The following is a 16593-nucleotide window of genomic DNA, read 5'->3' as shown; positions in this document are numbered from 1 at the left end:
AACGGTTTAGACACCCATCGCCGATCGGTCTGTCGATCAGGTGTGCAGTGACGTGCAGTGGCGACTATAGAAGAAGGCAACCGATCGTCACACCGTTCTGTTCGACAGTAACGCCTCGAGCGTAGCGGACCGATTCCCGGCCGGAAACCGGACCGTTCGACGGCGAAATTACGTCCCTCCGGAGTCAGCGATCGGATACGATTCGTTACCAGATTCATAACAATGACTGAACGGAGTGCGTGACTGAACAGGGATATGAAAGCAATCGTCCTCGCTGGCGGCTACGCGACGCGGCTGTGGCCGATCACGAGACACCGGCCGAAGATGTTCCTCCCGGTCGGTGACGCGACGGTCATCGATCGAATATTCACCGAACTCGAGGCTGACGACCGCATCTCCGAGGTCTTCGTGAGTACGAACCGACGATTCGCAGATCACTTCCGTGAGCACCTCTCCTCGAGTCGGTACGAAAAGCTCACGCTCACGGTCGAGGAGACGACCGCCGAAACCGAGAAACTCGGCGTCGTCGGAGCGCTCTCCCAGCTCGTCGAGCGCGAGGGGATCGAAGAGGATACGGTCGTGATCGCCGGTGACAACCTGCTCAGTTTCGACGTCTCGGAGTTCGTCGATGCGTTCCAGAGCGGGACGTCGCCACTGCTTGCCGTCTACGACGTCGGGTCGGTCGACCGTGCCAGCTCCTACGGCGTCGTCGCCGTCGACGACGGCGAGGTAGCCGACTTTACTGAGAAACCAGCGAACCCGGAGAGTTCGCTCGTCTCCATCGCCTGCTATGGCTTTCCAGCGGAGGCGCTCTCGTTGCTCTCGACGTATCTCGAGGACGGAAACAATCCGGACGAACCCGGCTGGTTCGTCCAGTGGCTCCTCGAACGGGAGGCGATCCGAGCGTTCACCTTCGACGAGGCGTGGTTCGACATCGGGACGCCGGAGAGTTATCTCGACGCGGTCGCCTGGCACCTCGAGGGGGAGACTCGCGTGGCCGAGAGTGCGACCGTCGAAGGGACGACGATGGGCGAGAACGTCCACGTGATGAGCGGTGCGGAGGTGACCGACGCCTACCTCACGGAGTCGATCGTCTTTCCGAACGCGACGATCGACGACTGCGAGGTCCGGTCGTCGATCATCGACCGGGACACCGATCTCGACGGGCTCCAGTTCAACGGCGCGCTGGTCGGCGCTCATACGCAGATTTCTAACGGACCATGAACCGGAACGAGTCACCCCTGTCGGGATCACGTGTCGTGGTAACGGGCGGCGCCGGGTTCGTCGGGTCACACCTGGTCCGGACACTGCTCGAGGACTGTGCGGTCGTCGTCGCAGACGATCTCTCGAACGGTCGCCGCGAGTGGGTTCCGCCCGAAGCCGAGTTCGTCCACGCTGACCTGACGGACGCCGAGGACGTGGCCGACGTGATTACGGGCGACGTCGACGTCGTGTTCCACCTCGCGGCGAGCAAGTCCGTCGACACCGATCGACCGCGCGAACAGTTCGAGTCGAACGCCGCGATGACTCACAACGTACTCGAGCGCATGCGTGCCGTCGACGTCCCCGAGATCCTCTTTACGTCGTCGTCGACCGTCTACGGCGAAGCGCCCCGTCCGACGCCGGAGGACTACGCGCCCCTCGAGCCGATCAGCGCCTACGGGGCGAGCAAGCTCGCCGACGAGGCGCTCCTCTCGGTGTACGCGAACTCCTACGACGTAACCGCCAGGATCGTCCGATTTGCGAACGTCGTCGGGCCGCGGTTGCGCGGCGCCGTGATCCCGGATTTCATCGACAAACTGCGCGCGGATCCGACGTCGTTGCGGATCCTCGGCGACGGCCGTCAGGAGAAGTCCTACCTCCACGTCGACGACTGCGTCGACGCGATGTGTTACGTGCTCGAACACGCCGAGGGGCCGGTGGCGACGTTCAACCTCGGGACGCGGACGACGACGTCCGTCACCCGGATCGCGGACGTCGTCAGCGACGCGATGGGCCTCGACCCCGACTACGAGTACACTGGCGGCGAGCGGGGCTGGACCGGTGACGTCCCGAAGATGCGTCTGTCGATCGAGAAACTCGCAGCGCTGGGCTGGGAGCCCGAGCGGTCGAGCGAAGCCGCCGTCGAGGCGGCGACCGGACAGTTGCTCGCGGAGATGCCCCGGCGGACGACGACCGCCCGATGAGACGACCTGCGATCAGCCGGGGAATACGTAGCCGTCGCCTGTCGTCCGGTCGCGCGTGGTGATCCGAGCGCAACCGCGGCATAACAAACACCTCGAGACGCGTTCGGACGGGTATGTCCGCGGATTCGACACGGGTGCTCATCGTAGGCACCTACGGCGGCGGCGGCGTCCACCAGTACGTCGAGGAACAACACCGGCGGCTGAGCGATCGGGTATCGGTCTCGAGTTACGACATGGAAATGGCGCCGGCCGGAAGCGGCGTCGGCTGGTTCGTCTACTCGGTACTGCTCGCCCTGTGGGCGGCGATAAGGTTCCCGTTTCGAAGGCGACCGGACCTCGTCCACGTTCACACTTCACATCGGTTCTCGTTCTACCGATCGTCGTTTTACGTGCTGTTCGCCGCGTACGTCTGGAATCGGCCGGTCGTCGTTCACGTCCACGGCTCGTCGTTCGACGAGTTCGTCACGACCGAATCCCGCGTTCTCGCACGCTACCAGTCGCTCGTCTTCGACGCGAGCGAGCGCGTCGTCGTCCTCTCGGCGTACTGGCGGGACGTGGTCTCGACGCGAACCGACGAGGAGTCGATCCACGTCCTTCCCAACGCCGTCGAACCGTCCTCGTACGATCCCGAGTTCGAAGTCGATCTCCCACGGCTGGTGTTCGTCTCGAACATGATCGAGCGCAAGGGCGTCGCGGAACTCGTCGAGGCGATCGACCGACTCGAGTCGACCGTCGACCGGCCGTTCGAGGTACACTTCGCCGGCAAGGGGCCGCTGTCGTCGTCGGTTTCGGATCTCGCCGACGCCCACGAAAACGTCATCTATCACGGTTACGTCTCTGAGGAGCGAAAGCGAGAACTACTGAGCGAGGGATCGATCTACGTCCTCCCGACGTACGCCGAAGGCCTCCCGATCGCAATGCTAGAGGGGATGGCCGGCGGAAACGCGATCGTGTCGACGGACGTCGGGAGCATTCCCGAAGTGATCGACGACGAGCACGGAAGACTGGTCGAACCGGGCGACGTCGACGAACTTCACGACGCGCTCCAGTCGCTCGTGGAGTCACCGGAACGAGTCGAGCAGATGGGACGGCAAAACCGAACGCAGATCGAAGAACAGTACTCATGGGAGGAGATTACCGACGAACTGCTCGAGGTGTACAGTCGAGAGCTTCCCGAACTTCGGGCCCACCGGGCTGACAGATCCACGGACGCAGCCGTCTAAGACGGACCGCTGTCGGCCAGTTCCGGACGGGTTCGTGCCGAACGAATCTCCGTTCGAGTGACCACGCTCGAGAGCCCTCGGGTCGTCGCCTCGGACCGCATCGGTGAGGTAACCGTTTCAACGATTACTATAGCGAACGGGATCGATCTCCGTCTCCTCGAAGACGGTTGTATGTGGGGGTTTATTCGAAGAGACTTTCGGGATCGACTTCGGTACCGTTGACGCGGACGGACGGTCCGTCCTCGACCTCGAGGGAGGTCAACTGCCCCGAGAATCGGAAGCCATCGGCACCGCCGCGAACGAAGCCTTCGACCGTTCCGCCGTCGATCTCGCCGCCAGTGCCGTACTCCGAGAAGTCCTCACTGTGATCGACGTCACCGTCGACGCTAAACTGGTAGTTCGATCGTTCGGAACGACCCTCACCGTCGATCACCAGGACGTTGGGAAGTCGACTCTCGCCGTCGTCTTCCGAGTCGCCGAACTCGTCCGGATCGATCTCCTCGCCGTCGAGACGAACGGTCGCGCTCCCGTCGATCGCGAGATCGGTCAGTTCGCCGGTAAAGCTGAAACCGTCCGTGCCGCCACGGACGAATCCCTCGACGACACCGCCGTCGATATCGCCGCCGATGCCGTACGTCGAGAGTTCCTCGCTGTGGTCGACCTCGCCGTCGACTGCGAACTCATACTCAGTGCGGGCGGAACTGCCGTTGCCGTCGATCTCGAGACCGTGCTCTGTCTCTTCGTTTTCGTCGTCTTCCGAGTCGCCGAACTCGTCCGGATCGATCTCCTCGCCGTCGAGGCGAACGATCGCGCTTCCGTCGATCGCGAGATCGGTCAGTTCGCCGGTAAAGCTGAAACCGTCCGTGCCGCCACGGACGAATCCCTCGACGACACCGCCGTCGATCTCGCCACCGATGCCGTACGTCGAGAGTTCCTCGCTGTGGTCGACGTCACCGTCGACTGCGAACTCATACTCCGTACGGGCGGAACTGCCGTTGCCGTCGATCTCGAGTCCGTGCTCGAGACCGTCGTCTTCATTTCCCGAATCGTCCTCCTCGTCGCCGATGTCGTCGGGATCGATCTCGACACCGTTGACGCGGACGACCGGTCCCTCCTCGACCGAGAGCGCGACCACTTCGCCGTCGAACCGGAAGCCGTCCGCGCCGCCGCGAACGAAGCCTTCGACCGTTCCGCCGTCGATTTCGCCGCCGGTGCCGTACTCCGAGTGGTACTCGCTGTGGTCGATCTCGCCGTCGACCGCGAACTGGTAGTTCGCGCGTTCGGAACTGCCGTTACCGTCGATAACGATCGTATTTCCGAGTCGTGGTTCCTCGTCCTCGTTCCCGGAGTCGCCATCATCCCGGTTCTCGAAGGACGGATTCGGATAGTCGTGGGCCTGGTCCCAGTCGAAGCTGCAACCCCGACTGCTCGTGTTGATCGCACCGTCCGAGAGGTCGGAACTGGCACAGACGTCTTCGACGGTCGAGTAGTTTCCACCCCGTGCGGCGACGGTCGCACCCGAACCGTTCTCCGTGTCGAAGACGAGGTTTCGAAGGTGGACCGATCCGTGGTTGTTCCAGCCGACGCCGGGGACGTCCCGCTGGTCGAGCAGGAACTGACAGTCCTCGACCTGAATCCAGTTGTTGTCGAGGAACCTGATCGCACCCGTCGAGTTCGGAATGTTTTGGACGACGAACGAGCAATCCCGGACGTAGCCTCCGTTGGATGCCCGACCGCGATTGTCGGCGGTGATCGCGCCGGCGTTTGCGTTTCCTCGTCCGCCTGCGTGTGTCGTATCGTCACGTGAGACGTCGAGATAGAACGTACAGTTCGTGACGACTTCGTTGCTCCCGCCCAGGCGGATACTACTGACGTTGTTGTTCGCGAACACGCAGTTGTCGATCTCCATCTCCCCTGGCATACGCGTGTAAATGCCGTTGTTGGGGAACCCGGAAATGACGGAGTTTCTAACGGTCAGCTTGCCCGATCGCGAACACCAGATCCCGATCCTGGACTGGCCGCCGTTGTACTGCGAGATGTTCCCGTTGTTGTAGGCGACGATTCCGTCGAGCAACACCTCGCCGCTCGAGGACTCGGCACCGACGTTGAACATGTTCGTCTGTGACTGGTTCCACGTTCGTGGCCCGTCGCTTGCGACCGTAATGTTACGAAACTCCGCCCGTCGGTTGACGATACAGCGGAACCCGGTCGCCGGGCGGCCGCTCGAGTCGAACGTGAGGTTTGCGAAGAAGACGTTCTCGCCCGACGTGTTCAGTACGTAGTCGTTTTTCGTGCCGTGTCCCCGCCTTCCGGGAACCATGATCGTCACGTCGCCGTCGCCGCGGATTCCCCAGTTGCGACGGGAGAACGACAGCGTTCGGTTCCACTCGTACGTTCCCTCCGGAACGACCAGTAGTTCGCCGCCGCTCGCGTTCGCGACGTACGCCGAGAGGTCTTCCCCCTCGGAAATCGAAAGTCGTCGTTCGGACATCTGGCCGAGGTCTGCGACTTCGGGATCGTTGGATACGGCCCCGCCGCTCGAGGCGGCAGCCGATGCGCTCGTGGCGAAGGCCGCTCCCGCGGCGGTCCCCGCCCACTTGAGATACGATCGTCGTCGAAGTAGAGTGTCGTTATGGTCTTGTTCGGCCGAGTCAGCGTCTGTTGCGGCAATATTATCGTCATCCAGCGTCGGTTGATCGCGTGCCATGCTTTCGAGTAATTCAAGCATACCGGTATAAACTTTCTGTTAAAACACTCCTAATATATCCAGAATATAATGTTTTCATGAGGAAATAGTGGAACTATATTCTATTTTCAACAGGGAAAATATACATTCATGAAATTATGAATATCGTCGAAGTGGTCGCCGTCTCGCGATTTCGAGTCGTTGAGGTAATCGTCAGGTTCCCTGATATCGATATCCTGTAGATCAGTTCACCTTATCTATCAAAAGAAAAGAAAGGGGAGTCTCATTACAATGATCGGCCTGTACGTCCGAGAATCGTGACTCTCTGAACACGTAGACGGTCAGACGGTGGTTTACAAAACCCGAACCGGCCGTGAGGAAGTACAAACGGAACCAGCGGATTCGAACCACCATGAAACTCCAAACGATTCACAACGGGCGGGTCCTCGCGACGGCCGGCCGATCGATCTATCTCGAGGGTGAAGGGGACGGAGCCACGAACGTCGGTCGTCTTCCCGCACCCGCTGGAAGCGGCATCGACTTTCGATTGAAGACCACCCCACCCTTCCGGTCGCTCGTGACTACCCTCACCGGGCGCTTTCCGGCGGTGAACGTCTGGTCGGTCGGGGAGACCCTGCTGGCCAGTGCGGATCGCTGGCTGTTTCGATCGACCGACGACGGCCGAACGTGGTCCGTCGTTCGGACGTTGCCAGCGTCCTCAGCACCGATGGGCGTCCTTCCGAGCGCCGTTTGCGTCGCGGACGGATCGATCTACCTGGGCGAGTATCCCCTCGACGGTCGGACGACTCCCCGAATCCTCGAGTCAGATGACGGAGCCGAGTGGTCGACGGTCACCGCACTGGATGGCGTCCGCCACGTCCACGCGGTTCAGACGGATCCGTACACTGGCGACATCTGGGTAACGACCGGCGACGCCGACGCAGAATGTCGAATCGGACGGCTTCGAGACGGTCAGTTCGAAGCGGTCGGTAGCGGAGATCAGTCGTGGCGGGCCGTCGAGCTCGCGTTTACACCGTCATCGGTTCTCTGGGGTGTCGACAGCGTCTACGAAGCAACCAAGCCGATCCAAAAGCTGTCCCGGAACCAGTTCGACGCCGCCGATCCGCGCCCGGAAACGGTCCACGAGGTCTCGAGTTCGGTCTACTACGCCGAGACGCTCCGCGTCGACGGCGACCGCTGGGTGCTGTTCTCGACGTCGAAGGAGGCGGGAACCGACAGCACCGGCCCCGATTCCCAGACGGTCCACTCCGACCGAGCGGCCGTTGTCGCCGCCTCCTCGGCGTCGGAGTTCACCGACTGGCACGAACTCGCCGCGTACCGGAAGCGAACGACGCCAGTCGATCGCTGGAATCCGGGCTCCGCCGTTCCGATGGCCAACGCCTACGTCTTTCTCGCGGCGGACCCGTCTCGAGGCGTACTCCTCAACCCGTACAACACCGACCGGGACGACGGGACGATTCAACTGGTTCCCCACAGGCAACTCTCGAAATTGACTCGAGACTCGAGCGCTCGAGACTCGAGTGGGCGGTTGCCCTCATTCCAGGCGGTTTAGCTGAAGATGAGGGCGCTAAGCCCCCGTACTCAAGGAGCGAACGGAGTAACACGAAGTGAGCGAGTAGGGCGGGGATACAGTGCCCGCACGAGTCTCTATCACACTGATCAGAACTTTCAACTAACACCAACCGATAGTAGAAAGCAAGTCGCATGGAGTACAGTCCACGATACCGACTCTTCCCCACGATCGAGCAGCGTGAGAGTCTCGACTGGACTCGTGACATCGTGCGACAACTTAGGAGTGGTTCACTCCGAAGACACGCCTGTGAAGACTGCGACCGCTGTGGACACTCGTTGTGTGTCTGCAAGTCGCGTTTGTCGAGGGAACCTCGACAGGCTGTCAGACGCAGTCTGACAACGTCGTTGAAACAGGAAACCCCTGCCTCAAGGAAGCCGCACCAGCGGCTGAGTAGGCAAGGGTAGTTCACTACCGTTCCACGCGTCGACTGTTGAGGGAAATGGGACCCCACCGCAGATTTTCGCTCAACCGTTCTGGGTTGGAACGCCACTGAACAGCCATCGAACGGTAGCACACATCGATCGGGCAGTCACAGCAGGTTCCGAACCGGATCGGACGATTACAGATAGCGTAGGCGAAAGCCCACGGCTGGAGCCGTATGGAGGATGTCAAGCGTCGGTCGTCACGCGGTACGTGGTCACCTCTCCGTTCGAGTGAACTCGATCGAGGTTGCGGTGGTTGTCGAGGGAGTCGAAGTCGTGCTCGGAGTAATGCAGCCCCTGATATGCGACGAGTTCTCGATCACGATCGACCTGTGAGACGACCAGGTACCGATCTGTGCCGTAGTAGTCAGCCGGCCCGTCTTCGAACGTCTCCGGTGTGACGGTCGCGTGAGTGCTCGTACGCGTCTCAGCTGCAAAAATGGCATCCGAAAACCGGTCAGGGGCGCGTCCGAAGCCGGCGAACTCGATACCGTCGTCCGCGTTCGCGAATGCCGTCTCGTAGCCGTGCATCTGCGTTTCGGAGACGTGGTGGGATTGGCCGTAGGTGTACGGCGAAGCGAACAACGCCGCCGTCGAGGTAACGATCAAGATGGCAAAGAAGGCGACGGCGACGGTCCGAACCGCACTCGGAGAGATCACTGCAGAGAGCGAACGGATCGATTCGTGGAGTGCGATCGAGGCGAGGATCACCGCGAACACCATCATCAACCCGAACACTCGGAAGTACATCTCGCTCGTCACGCTGACGAAGTAGACGACGAACAGCCCGGTGAGGCCGGCCAGCCCCGTCGCGAGATAAACGGTCGTCGCCGCTACGTCCGGAAACCGCGCCGGTCGACCCGCCAAAAACGCGGTGGTGATTACGGCCATCGCGAGCAACGTTACGACCAGATGCGGGAAGAAGAGCTTGAGAAACGCCTCGGTCAGACTCGCACCGATCGCCGAGAGCGACCCGCCCTGTGCGGCGATCGACGTTCCAGCCTCGCCCGATCCGGTGAGGAGGTACTCGACCGCCGACGAGACCGCCCGGCCGGCGAATCCGGAGAAGAATCCGTGATTTGCCGACCAGAGCAGGAAGATCCCGAATACGAACAGAGTCAGCCCGTAGAGTCGCTGGTGATCGGCGATCCGGCGAACCGTCGTCCTTCGGGAGACGAGCGGAATGCGGGGGACGAAAAACTGCAAGGCGCAGATAGCGAGACAGACCACGAGCATGTGTGCGACGTACTGAGGATGGTAGACGACGGCCGCGACGGCCACGATCGCCACGAGAAACGGAATCCCCATCGACCGTCCCTCCTCGGCCGTCACGTATTTCAGGAGCACGAAGACGAACAGCGCGAACAGCAGGATCGTCTGCGTCATCGCGTGTGGATGCATGAACGTCGACACCGACGTCACCGGAAGGAGCAAGAACGCACCGAACGTCGCGATCGCGACAGCGAGCGAATCCGGGACGAGCGTGGCGACGCTGAGCGGGACGAAGACAACGAACGCGAGCGTCGAGAGGAGCACGACGAGCAACAGCGCGTGCCTGATCGGGATGCCGACGATCGAGTTGATAAACACCGAGAGGGTGTGAATACCCGGATAGAGGAGGCTAAATGGCGAAATCGATCCGTCGGCGATACCCCGTGCCCACCCGAGGTGGGTCATCGCATCGTGGTGGCCAAAGAAGTGATAGCCACGGATGATCGGCAAGCCTGCGAGGACCGTCATTGCGGTCCCACCCAGAACGAGAGCACTCGAGCGTGACCACGATCCATCGTCGGACGTGGGGGCAAACGCCACCGAAAGCGAGACGCTCATCGCGAGCGCCAGTCCCACCCAGACCAGTGACGGAGTCATCGTGTAAATCGACAGTTCGTACCCGGTCGCGGGCGAGGCGTGTGCAACCAGCGCGCTGACGGTAATCGACAAGAATCCAACCGAGAGCGCCAGTTTACGGTACGGTTCGTCGGAAGCCGCAGCGTGAGAGGCCATTCGAAGCTATCGCGTCGGTTGTCCGATATCGGTCCTTGTTATTCACCAGTTGCCGAAGGTAAGTACGATAATACTTCCATCCGATCCCAACCTTTTTGCTATTCGGTAACACGCTGAGAGACGGCCGAACCGAGATGCACTCTCGAGTTCCCGTTTCGTCCGGGCCGAGATTCGATAGTCACGACTGAAACGATTGCACACCGATTGCACCGTCCGCGGTTGTCGCTTGTTTCACTCGCTCACGGGTCACTGCGTTCCCCGTTCGCCGTTCCGCGGTTCTCGCTCACTTCGTTCGCTCACGGGTCGTTCCTCCCCGTTCGCTGTTGCGCGGTTCTCGCTCACTTCGTTCCGCTCACGGGTCGTTCCTCCCCGTTCGCTGTTGCGCGGTTCTCGCTCACTTCGTTCCGCTCACGGGTCGTTCCTCCCCGTTCGCTGTTCCGCGGTTCTCGCTCACTTCGTTCGTTCCGAACCGCGTACGCTCCGAACCGCGTACGCTCCGAACCGCGTACGCTCCGAACCGCGTACGCTCCGAACCGCGCTACCTCCGTGTGGCCAGCTCTAAACCGACGTCAATGGCGACGACAGAGACGGCTGATACGGATTGCTGTCTCGACGTGTCCGTGGGACCGATAGAACGGAAGCGACCGCTTTCCTGTGAAACGCTATTTCAGGCGTTACTCACCGTCGGTCGTTGCGTCATCGTCGGTGATCTCCGTCCAGAAGTAGGTGTACCGATACGCGTCGGCGGTCGTCGGCGCGTCGGGGACCTCACCCTCGTACAACAGGACGACGATTCGAACGTCGCCGTCGGAGGCGACCGGGGTGACGCTCTGGTCGCCGTGAACCGTCTCGCCATCGCTTACGGTTGTTTCGATTCGGTCTAACTCGTGGCGTTCGACGATTTCCCCGTCGTTGATCCACTGCTCCTGGACGACTGCCGTGTACTCGGTCTCCTCACCCTCCTGATTTTCGATACCGATCACGAACTCCATCGATTCGTCGGGTTCGACCTGTGAGGGGCCGTCTGCGACGAGATCACCCGAGTCGTCTTCGGTTAGAACCTGAAGGCTCGAGTACTGCTCGCCGTCCTGTGGAGAGACCAGGGCGTATCCGACCGTCGTCAGCGCGAGAAGCATACTGACCACCAACACTACGTTGATGGCGGTGTGAAACGTGGTTCTGGTGTCGAAGATTGCCGCGTAGACCGTACTCGCGCTTCGGGTAAGACTGAACTGGTATCGGTCTTCGACCGGGACGCGCGATCGCCGTATCGCGGCGATCGAGACGGTCGAAAGCGCGTACACGCACACTACGGTGACGGCGACCGGCGTCGAAAACTCCCAGGAGAAAGCGGCGATCACCAGTCCGAGAAGCGGGAGCACCGCCAGACTGAGACCGAACGCGAGCGCCACGCGCTCGAGGACGGTCACGCTGTTCCGGCTGAGACGTAAGGATCCATTCTGAGTCGGACTGTGATTTCGGTTCGGCGGCGCGCGTGGAAACAGTGCGGAGACGGTCGCATATCCCGGAACGAACAGTAAGAGGGGAAAGCCGACGATTACCCGAACGAACGGGGAACCCGTGTCTAACACGGTCAAAACGAGGAAAGAAACGGTGACGAACGCGGCGACCCCGCCCAGATCGGTCGGCACTTGAGCGGCGAGCTGTTTGCTTCCCTGTCGGACAGTCGTCAACGGCTGAAACGGTTGGGTCGAGCGATCTTTCATCTATACGCTAGGTATCGATTCCTCGATCGTTCAGGACATAGTTACTCATCGCATAACTCACACGTTGGGGTAGAAGCGGGGGTCGACACCGGAATCTCCGGTTTAGGGTGACCACCAGTGCCATCCCAAACCCGAACTGACGAGCGAAATCCTGCGGTGTGGGCCGATCTCGCTCGTCAGCCGGCGGTTGGAACGGTACTAGTGACCGCTTGCTGATCTGCTCGAGCCGCCGACTGCGTGCGTTCCGAACCGTTGGAGAGAGTAACCAGCAGGAGCCGTCCGCCCGACCCGGCGGAAACTGGGCGCTTACAAAGGGGCTCCAAACCGACTCGACCAGTATGAGCCGCCGAGCGACCGACACTGTCGGAAGCATCGACCGGGAGACGATAGTTCGCCCCATCGAACGTCCCCCACAGACGACCGTACAACAGACCGACACCGACCGACAGCGGTCGACGGGTGAGGGGGCGCGACGATGAGCATCGACGTTCGACGCGCGACCGAGGACGACTTAGCGGAGTGGAACGAGTACGTCAGACGCTCGGCTCAGGGCACGATGTGTCACGAAATCGAAGCGCTTCGGGTCCAGGCCGAGCACGCGAACGCGACTCTTCACCCATTGGTCGGATTCAAAGGCCAGGAACCGGTCGGAATCTTTCCCGTCTTCGAGATCAGAAAGCAGTTCGTGACGACCGTGTTCTCGCCGCCGCCACACCTTCGCGTGCCGTATCTCGGCCCGGCGTTACTGGATCATCAGTCTCCAAAACGACGCAAGCGCGAACGGCGACGCCAACGGTTCATGGACGGCTGTTTCGAGTGGATCGACGACGAGTTGAACCCGAAGTACGGTCACGTCCGAACGGCGACGGCGTTCGATGACGCGCGCCCGTTCACGTGGCACGGATACGATGCGAACCCGGAGTACACCTACACGGTCGATCTCACCCTCCCGGAAGACGATCTCCTGATGACCTTCAGCAGCGACGCACGGAGTAACGTTCGAAACACCGACGAAGAGGCCTACGAGGTCGGCGTCGGCGGATCGGAGGAGATCCGGCTGATCCACGAACAGGTCTCGAACCGATACGAGTCCCAGGGGATCGGATTCGACGTTCCCCTCGAGTTCGTCCTCGACCTCGCCGACCGATCCGAGAACGGACACGTCCGCCCGTACACGCTGTGCGTCGACGACGAGTTCGTCGGCGGCATCCTCGCGCTCGAGTACGGCGGGCGGACCGGCCGGTGGATGGGCGGCGTCCGAACCGACGCCGACGTCGACGTGCCGACGAACGATTTGCTCGACTGGGCGATCATGAAAGACGGGATCGAATCCGGCCTCGAGACGTACGATCTGGTCGGTGCCGACACCCGCCGAATCAACCGGTACAAGGCGAAGTTCAACCCCGACCTGCGAACCTACTACAGCCTCGAGTACGGCTCGTGGGGAATGCGTACAGCCGCATCGGTGTACGATAGCGTGAAATAACACCTGCCGCGTTTTGATAGGGTGTATCGTAGCCGATCGGAAATTCCAAAGCCGGCCTTCCACGGTGTGTCCCGTTTTCGTGCGGAACCGATGAACTCCTCCGATACTCCCTATGGGCTAACCCGTTCGACACACCACCTGCTTTGACCTCTCGCGGAGTGGATAGGGTTCAACGAACGTTTCGAAGGGAACGGAAGCTGGCTCGAAAAGACCACCGGGCGGTTCGAAGGGACGACTATCCGGTCCGAAGGGACGACCAGCCGGTCCGAAGGCATCGGATTCCCTGTATTAACAGCGTCCATAACCAAGGGACGGGACGGTGCAGTCGTCGTCGATGAACGACGGATCTTCCCTCCGGACGCTGCTCGTCGGTATCGACGCCGCGTGCGACCGGGTCCTCGCACCCCTGTTCGAAGACGACGAGGTCCCGACGCTCGAGTCGATCTACCGGAACGGAACGAGCGGATCACTCGAATCGCAGATCCCGCCGTGGACCGCATCGGCGTGGCCCTCGCTCTACACCGGCATGAACCCCGGGAAACACGGCGTGTTCGGATTTCTCTCGTTCGACGGATACGACTGGGACGTCGTGAACTCGAGTGACGTCCACGAGCGAACGCTGTGGGAGTTACTCGACGACCACGGATTCACGAGTGTCGTCGTCAACGTGCCGGTGACCCATCCCCCACGGGAGTTCGACGGAGCGGTGATCCCCGGCTACACCGCACCCGAAAATCCCGACTGCCACCCCGACGGATTGCTCGCGGACGTTCGAGATGCGATCGGAGAGTACCGCGTGTACCCGGACAAAGACGCCGGCGATCTCGGCCAAGCTTACTCTGATTGCGTGCGCATGCGCGGGGAAAGCTTCCAGTACCTCGCAGATCGGTTCGATCCGGACTTCGGCTTTCTCGAGTTTCAGGCGACCGACTCGATCTTTCACGAAGAGCCGGAAAACGACGCCGCGATTCGGACGATCTACCGCGAACTCGACCGCCAACTCGATTCGATCCTCGAAGCACACGAGCCGGAAAACGTCATCGTCGTCAGCGATCACGGAATGGGACCGTACGACGGAACGGAGTTTCGCGTCAACGAGTTCCTTCGCGGAGAGGGCCACGTCGAAACCAAACGCGGCGGCGAGGGCATGCCGACGTGGGCGACGGTCCGGGACGACAACCTGAAACGGGGTATCGATGCCGACGAGTACGAGCCGGGGCTCGCCGAGCGAACGATGGCGAGTGCTGCGAAAGTCGGCCTCACGAGCCAGCGAATCGGTGCCGTCCTCGAACGCCTCGGACTCGACGAGTTCGTCGCAACGCGTGCGCCGGCGAGCGTCGTCGGTGCTGGATCCGACCAGGTCGATTTTCCGAACTCCGCGGTGTACGTCCGTTCCCGGATCGAACTCGGGGTCCGCATCAACCTCGAGGGGCGCGATCCCGATGGCGTCGTTCCGGCTGCGGAATACGAGACCGTCCGCGTGCAACTCATCGACGCACTTCGGTCGGTCAGAACGCCCGACGGCGACCCCGTTTTCGAGGAGGTTCGACCACGTGAGGAGTACTTCCACGGCCCCGAAAGCGACCGCGCCGTCGACGTCGTGACGGTTCCCGCGGATTTCGATCACTTTCTGTCGGCGACGCTTCGAGGCGAACGGTTTGGCCCTCCGTCGGAGCCGTGGAACCACAAACTCCAGGGGACGTTCGCGGCCTGCGGCACGGACGTCGATCACGCTGCCGGCCTCGGCGATGCACACCTCTTCGACGTCACACCCACGGTCCTGGCTACGTTCGGCGTGCCCGTCGACGAGCGGATGGACGGCTCCCCGCTTCCGTGCGTCGAATCGCCCGGAACGCAATCGTACCCGCGGTTCGACGGGATCTCGTCGACCGATACGGCCGACGAGGGAGTAGAACGGCGACTGGCGGATCTGGGCTACCTCGAGTGACGAGGGTGTCAGACCGAAACACAGATTTACGGTCGCGAAACAGTATGGGGTGGATGCTCCTGTGTGTCGACCACGGGCACCGGTCCGATCCGTTCGCTGACGGAGGGACCCGGACTGCTTGTCCACGGGGACCTTTCTCACCGTCACCGATCGAGCGCGGGTTACGGGACGAGGTGACGCTGCCGTGACCGACGTCGCAATCGAGGATGCAGTCGCCGCGTATCTCCAGCGGAAAGCCGTCGGCGATCCCACCGGCTCCGGCGCTGGAGCGTACGCGGCGAACGCCGAGTCGATTCTCCGTCGGTTTACCGGGTGGATCGAGCGCGAACACGGGATCGTTTCCCTGTTCGCCCTCCAGCCCCGACATCTCCGTTCGTACGCCGTAGAACTTCGCGAGCGAACCAGCCGCGGAGAGTACACCCCGTCGACTGCACGGACCTACTTCGCCGTCGTTCGGGCGTTTCTCTCCTGGTGTGTCAGGGGCGGGATCATCGCCGACAATCCGGCAGCAACGAAGACTGCCGAGTCCGCACTACCGTCCGGCAACTCGGAAACCGACGACGCCGGCTGGTCGGTAGACCAGCGCCGCCGTCTCGAGACCTACGTCCGGGAACGCGCCCTCGAGGCGACGCTCGGTTCGGCCGACGAAGACGAACGTCTCCGTCGCCTTCGCGAGTACGCGCTCGTCGCCGTCCTCGCACACTCTGGCGCACGCGGGGCCGAACTGTTTCGCGTCCCGGAGGACGACCGGCGAACGGGCGCGACGTGGGACGACGTCGATTTCTACACGGGAACGATTCGAGTGCTCGGAAAGTCCCAGCGTCTCGAGGACGTCACAATGTTCGCGCGGGCCAGAACGCCGCTCCGACGGTATCGAGTCGTCCTCGATCCGCCGACGAACGACTGGCCGCTGTTCCCGACCCGTCACGCCCCGTCGATCGCCCGCCACGTTCGCGAACGTCTCGGCGAGCGCGGCCACGACGACGACGAAATCGATACGCTCCTCGACGGGCGAACGGCGACCGAACTCGCCCGCGACCGAGCGATCGCGCCGCCGGCGATCACGACAGAAGGAGCACGGTCCGTTCTCAAGCGCCTCTGTGCCGACGCGGGCATCGACGTCGACGGCGTCTACCTGAGTTCGCGGGACGGTCCGACAGACGGTGATCGATTCCGACGGGAGGCGACCGGCTCCCAGCCAGCCCTGCGAACGCCTGGCGAACGGGCTCTCGCCGTTCCGGTGAATCGACCGATCGTCGTGGACTCGAGTGACCCGGGCGGATCCGATACGGGTTCCGAGACGAACTGATCGCCGAC

The 16593-nt window shown here is 62.0% G+C and carries 11 protein-coding genes; 8 read left to right on the top strand and 3 right to left on the bottom strand.

The genetic code is table 11. From position 1 onward, the window contains the following. Positions 1-255 precede the first annotated feature (255 nt). The 3 genes from EA473_RS03625 (at position 256) to EA473_RS03615 (ending at position 3409) form a co-directional block, all read left to right on the top strand. Complete coding sequence (locus EA473_RS03625) at positions 256-1224, top strand: sugar phosphate nucleotidyltransferase (RefSeq protein ID WP_124194307.1); 969 nt, start codon at positions 256-258, stop codon at positions 1222-1224. After that, positions 1221-2186: an NAD-dependent epimerase/dehydratase family protein gene (locus EA473_RS03620; protein ID WP_124194306.1), complete on the top strand. Its 966-nt coding sequence runs from the start codon at positions 1221-1223 to the stop codon at positions 2184-2186. The genes EA473_RS03625 and EA473_RS03620 overlap by 4 nt, the downstream gene beginning before the upstream one ends. A gap of 80 nt (positions 2187-2266) precedes the next feature. Next, a complete protein-coding gene (locus EA473_RS03615) occupies positions 2267-3409 on the top strand; it encodes a glycosyltransferase family 4 protein (RefSeq protein ID WP_279387629.1) in 1143 nt (380 codons plus the stop codon). Positions 3410-3590: 181 nt separating this feature from the next. Here the strand turns inward: EA473_RS03615 and EA473_RS03610 are convergent, their stop codons facing one another. Beyond that, on the bottom strand, positions 3591-6116 hold the full coding sequence (locus EA473_RS03610; RefSeq protein ID WP_243645181.1) for a right-handed parallel beta-helix repeat-containing protein: 2526 nt from the start codon (positions 6114-6116) through the stop codon (positions 3591-3593). Positions 6117-6507: 391 nt separating this feature from the next. On the opposite strand from EA473_RS03610, the gene EA473_RS03605 reads away from it, so the two are divergent. After that, positions 6508-7668, top strand: coding sequence for a glycosyl hydrolase (locus tag EA473_RS03605; protein ID WP_124194304.1), 1161 nt, complete (start codon positions 6508-6510; stop codon positions 7666-7668). Positions 7669-8297: 629 nt separating this feature from the next. Here the strand turns inward: EA473_RS03605 and EA473_RS03595 are convergent. Together EA473_RS03595 and EA473_RS03585 are read right to left on the bottom strand one after the other, a co-directional pair. Next, positions 8298-10115: an MFS transporter gene (locus EA473_RS03595; RefSeq protein WP_124194302.1), complete on the bottom strand. Its 1818-nt coding sequence runs from the start codon at positions 10113-10115 to the stop codon at positions 8298-8300. 674 nt (positions 10116-10789) lie between these two features. Then, entirely contained in the window at positions 10790-11842 is a 1053-nt protein-coding gene (locus EA473_RS03585) for a DUF1616 domain-containing protein (RefSeq protein ID WP_124194301.1), read from the bottom strand. Between the two features lie 338 nt (positions 11843-12180). On the opposite strand from EA473_RS03585, the gene EA473_RS22130 reads away from it, so the two are divergent. The 4 genes from EA473_RS22130 (at position 12181) to EA473_RS03570 (ending at position 16585) form a co-directional block, all read left to right on the top strand. Then, positions 12181-12321 carry a hypothetical protein gene (locus EA473_RS22130; RefSeq protein WP_165875193.1) on the top strand — a complete coding sequence of 47 codons (141 nt, stop codon included), beginning with the start codon at positions 12181-12183 and terminating at the stop codon, positions 12319-12321. Continuing rightward, on the top strand, positions 12318-13328 hold the full coding sequence (locus EA473_RS03580; RefSeq protein WP_124194300.1) for a lipid II:glycine glycyltransferase FemX: 1011 nt from the start codon (positions 12318-12320) through the stop codon (positions 13326-13328). Before EA473_RS22130 ends, EA473_RS03580 begins: the two co-directional genes overlap by 4 nt. 334 nt (positions 13329-13662) lie before the next feature. After that, a complete protein-coding gene (locus tag EA473_RS03575) occupies positions 13663-15276 on the top strand; it encodes an alkaline phosphatase family protein (protein WP_124194299.1) in 1614 nt (537 codons plus the stop codon). 184 nt (positions 15277-15460) lie between these two features. Continuing rightward, positions 15461-16585: a tyrosine-type recombinase/integrase gene (locus tag EA473_RS03570; RefSeq protein ID WP_124194298.1), complete on the top strand. Its 1125-nt coding sequence runs from the start codon at positions 15461-15463 to the stop codon at positions 16583-16585. Positions 16586-16593: the final 8 nt, after the last annotated feature.

This window comes from Natrarchaeobius chitinivorans (assembly GCF_003841505.1).
Lineage (GTDB): Archaea > Halobacteriota > Halobacteria > Halobacteriales > Natrialbaceae > Natrarchaeobius > Natrarchaeobius chitinivorans.
The sequence above is the reverse complement of the archived record's forward strand: the minus strand, read 5'-3'. Positions and strand labels throughout refer to the sequence as shown.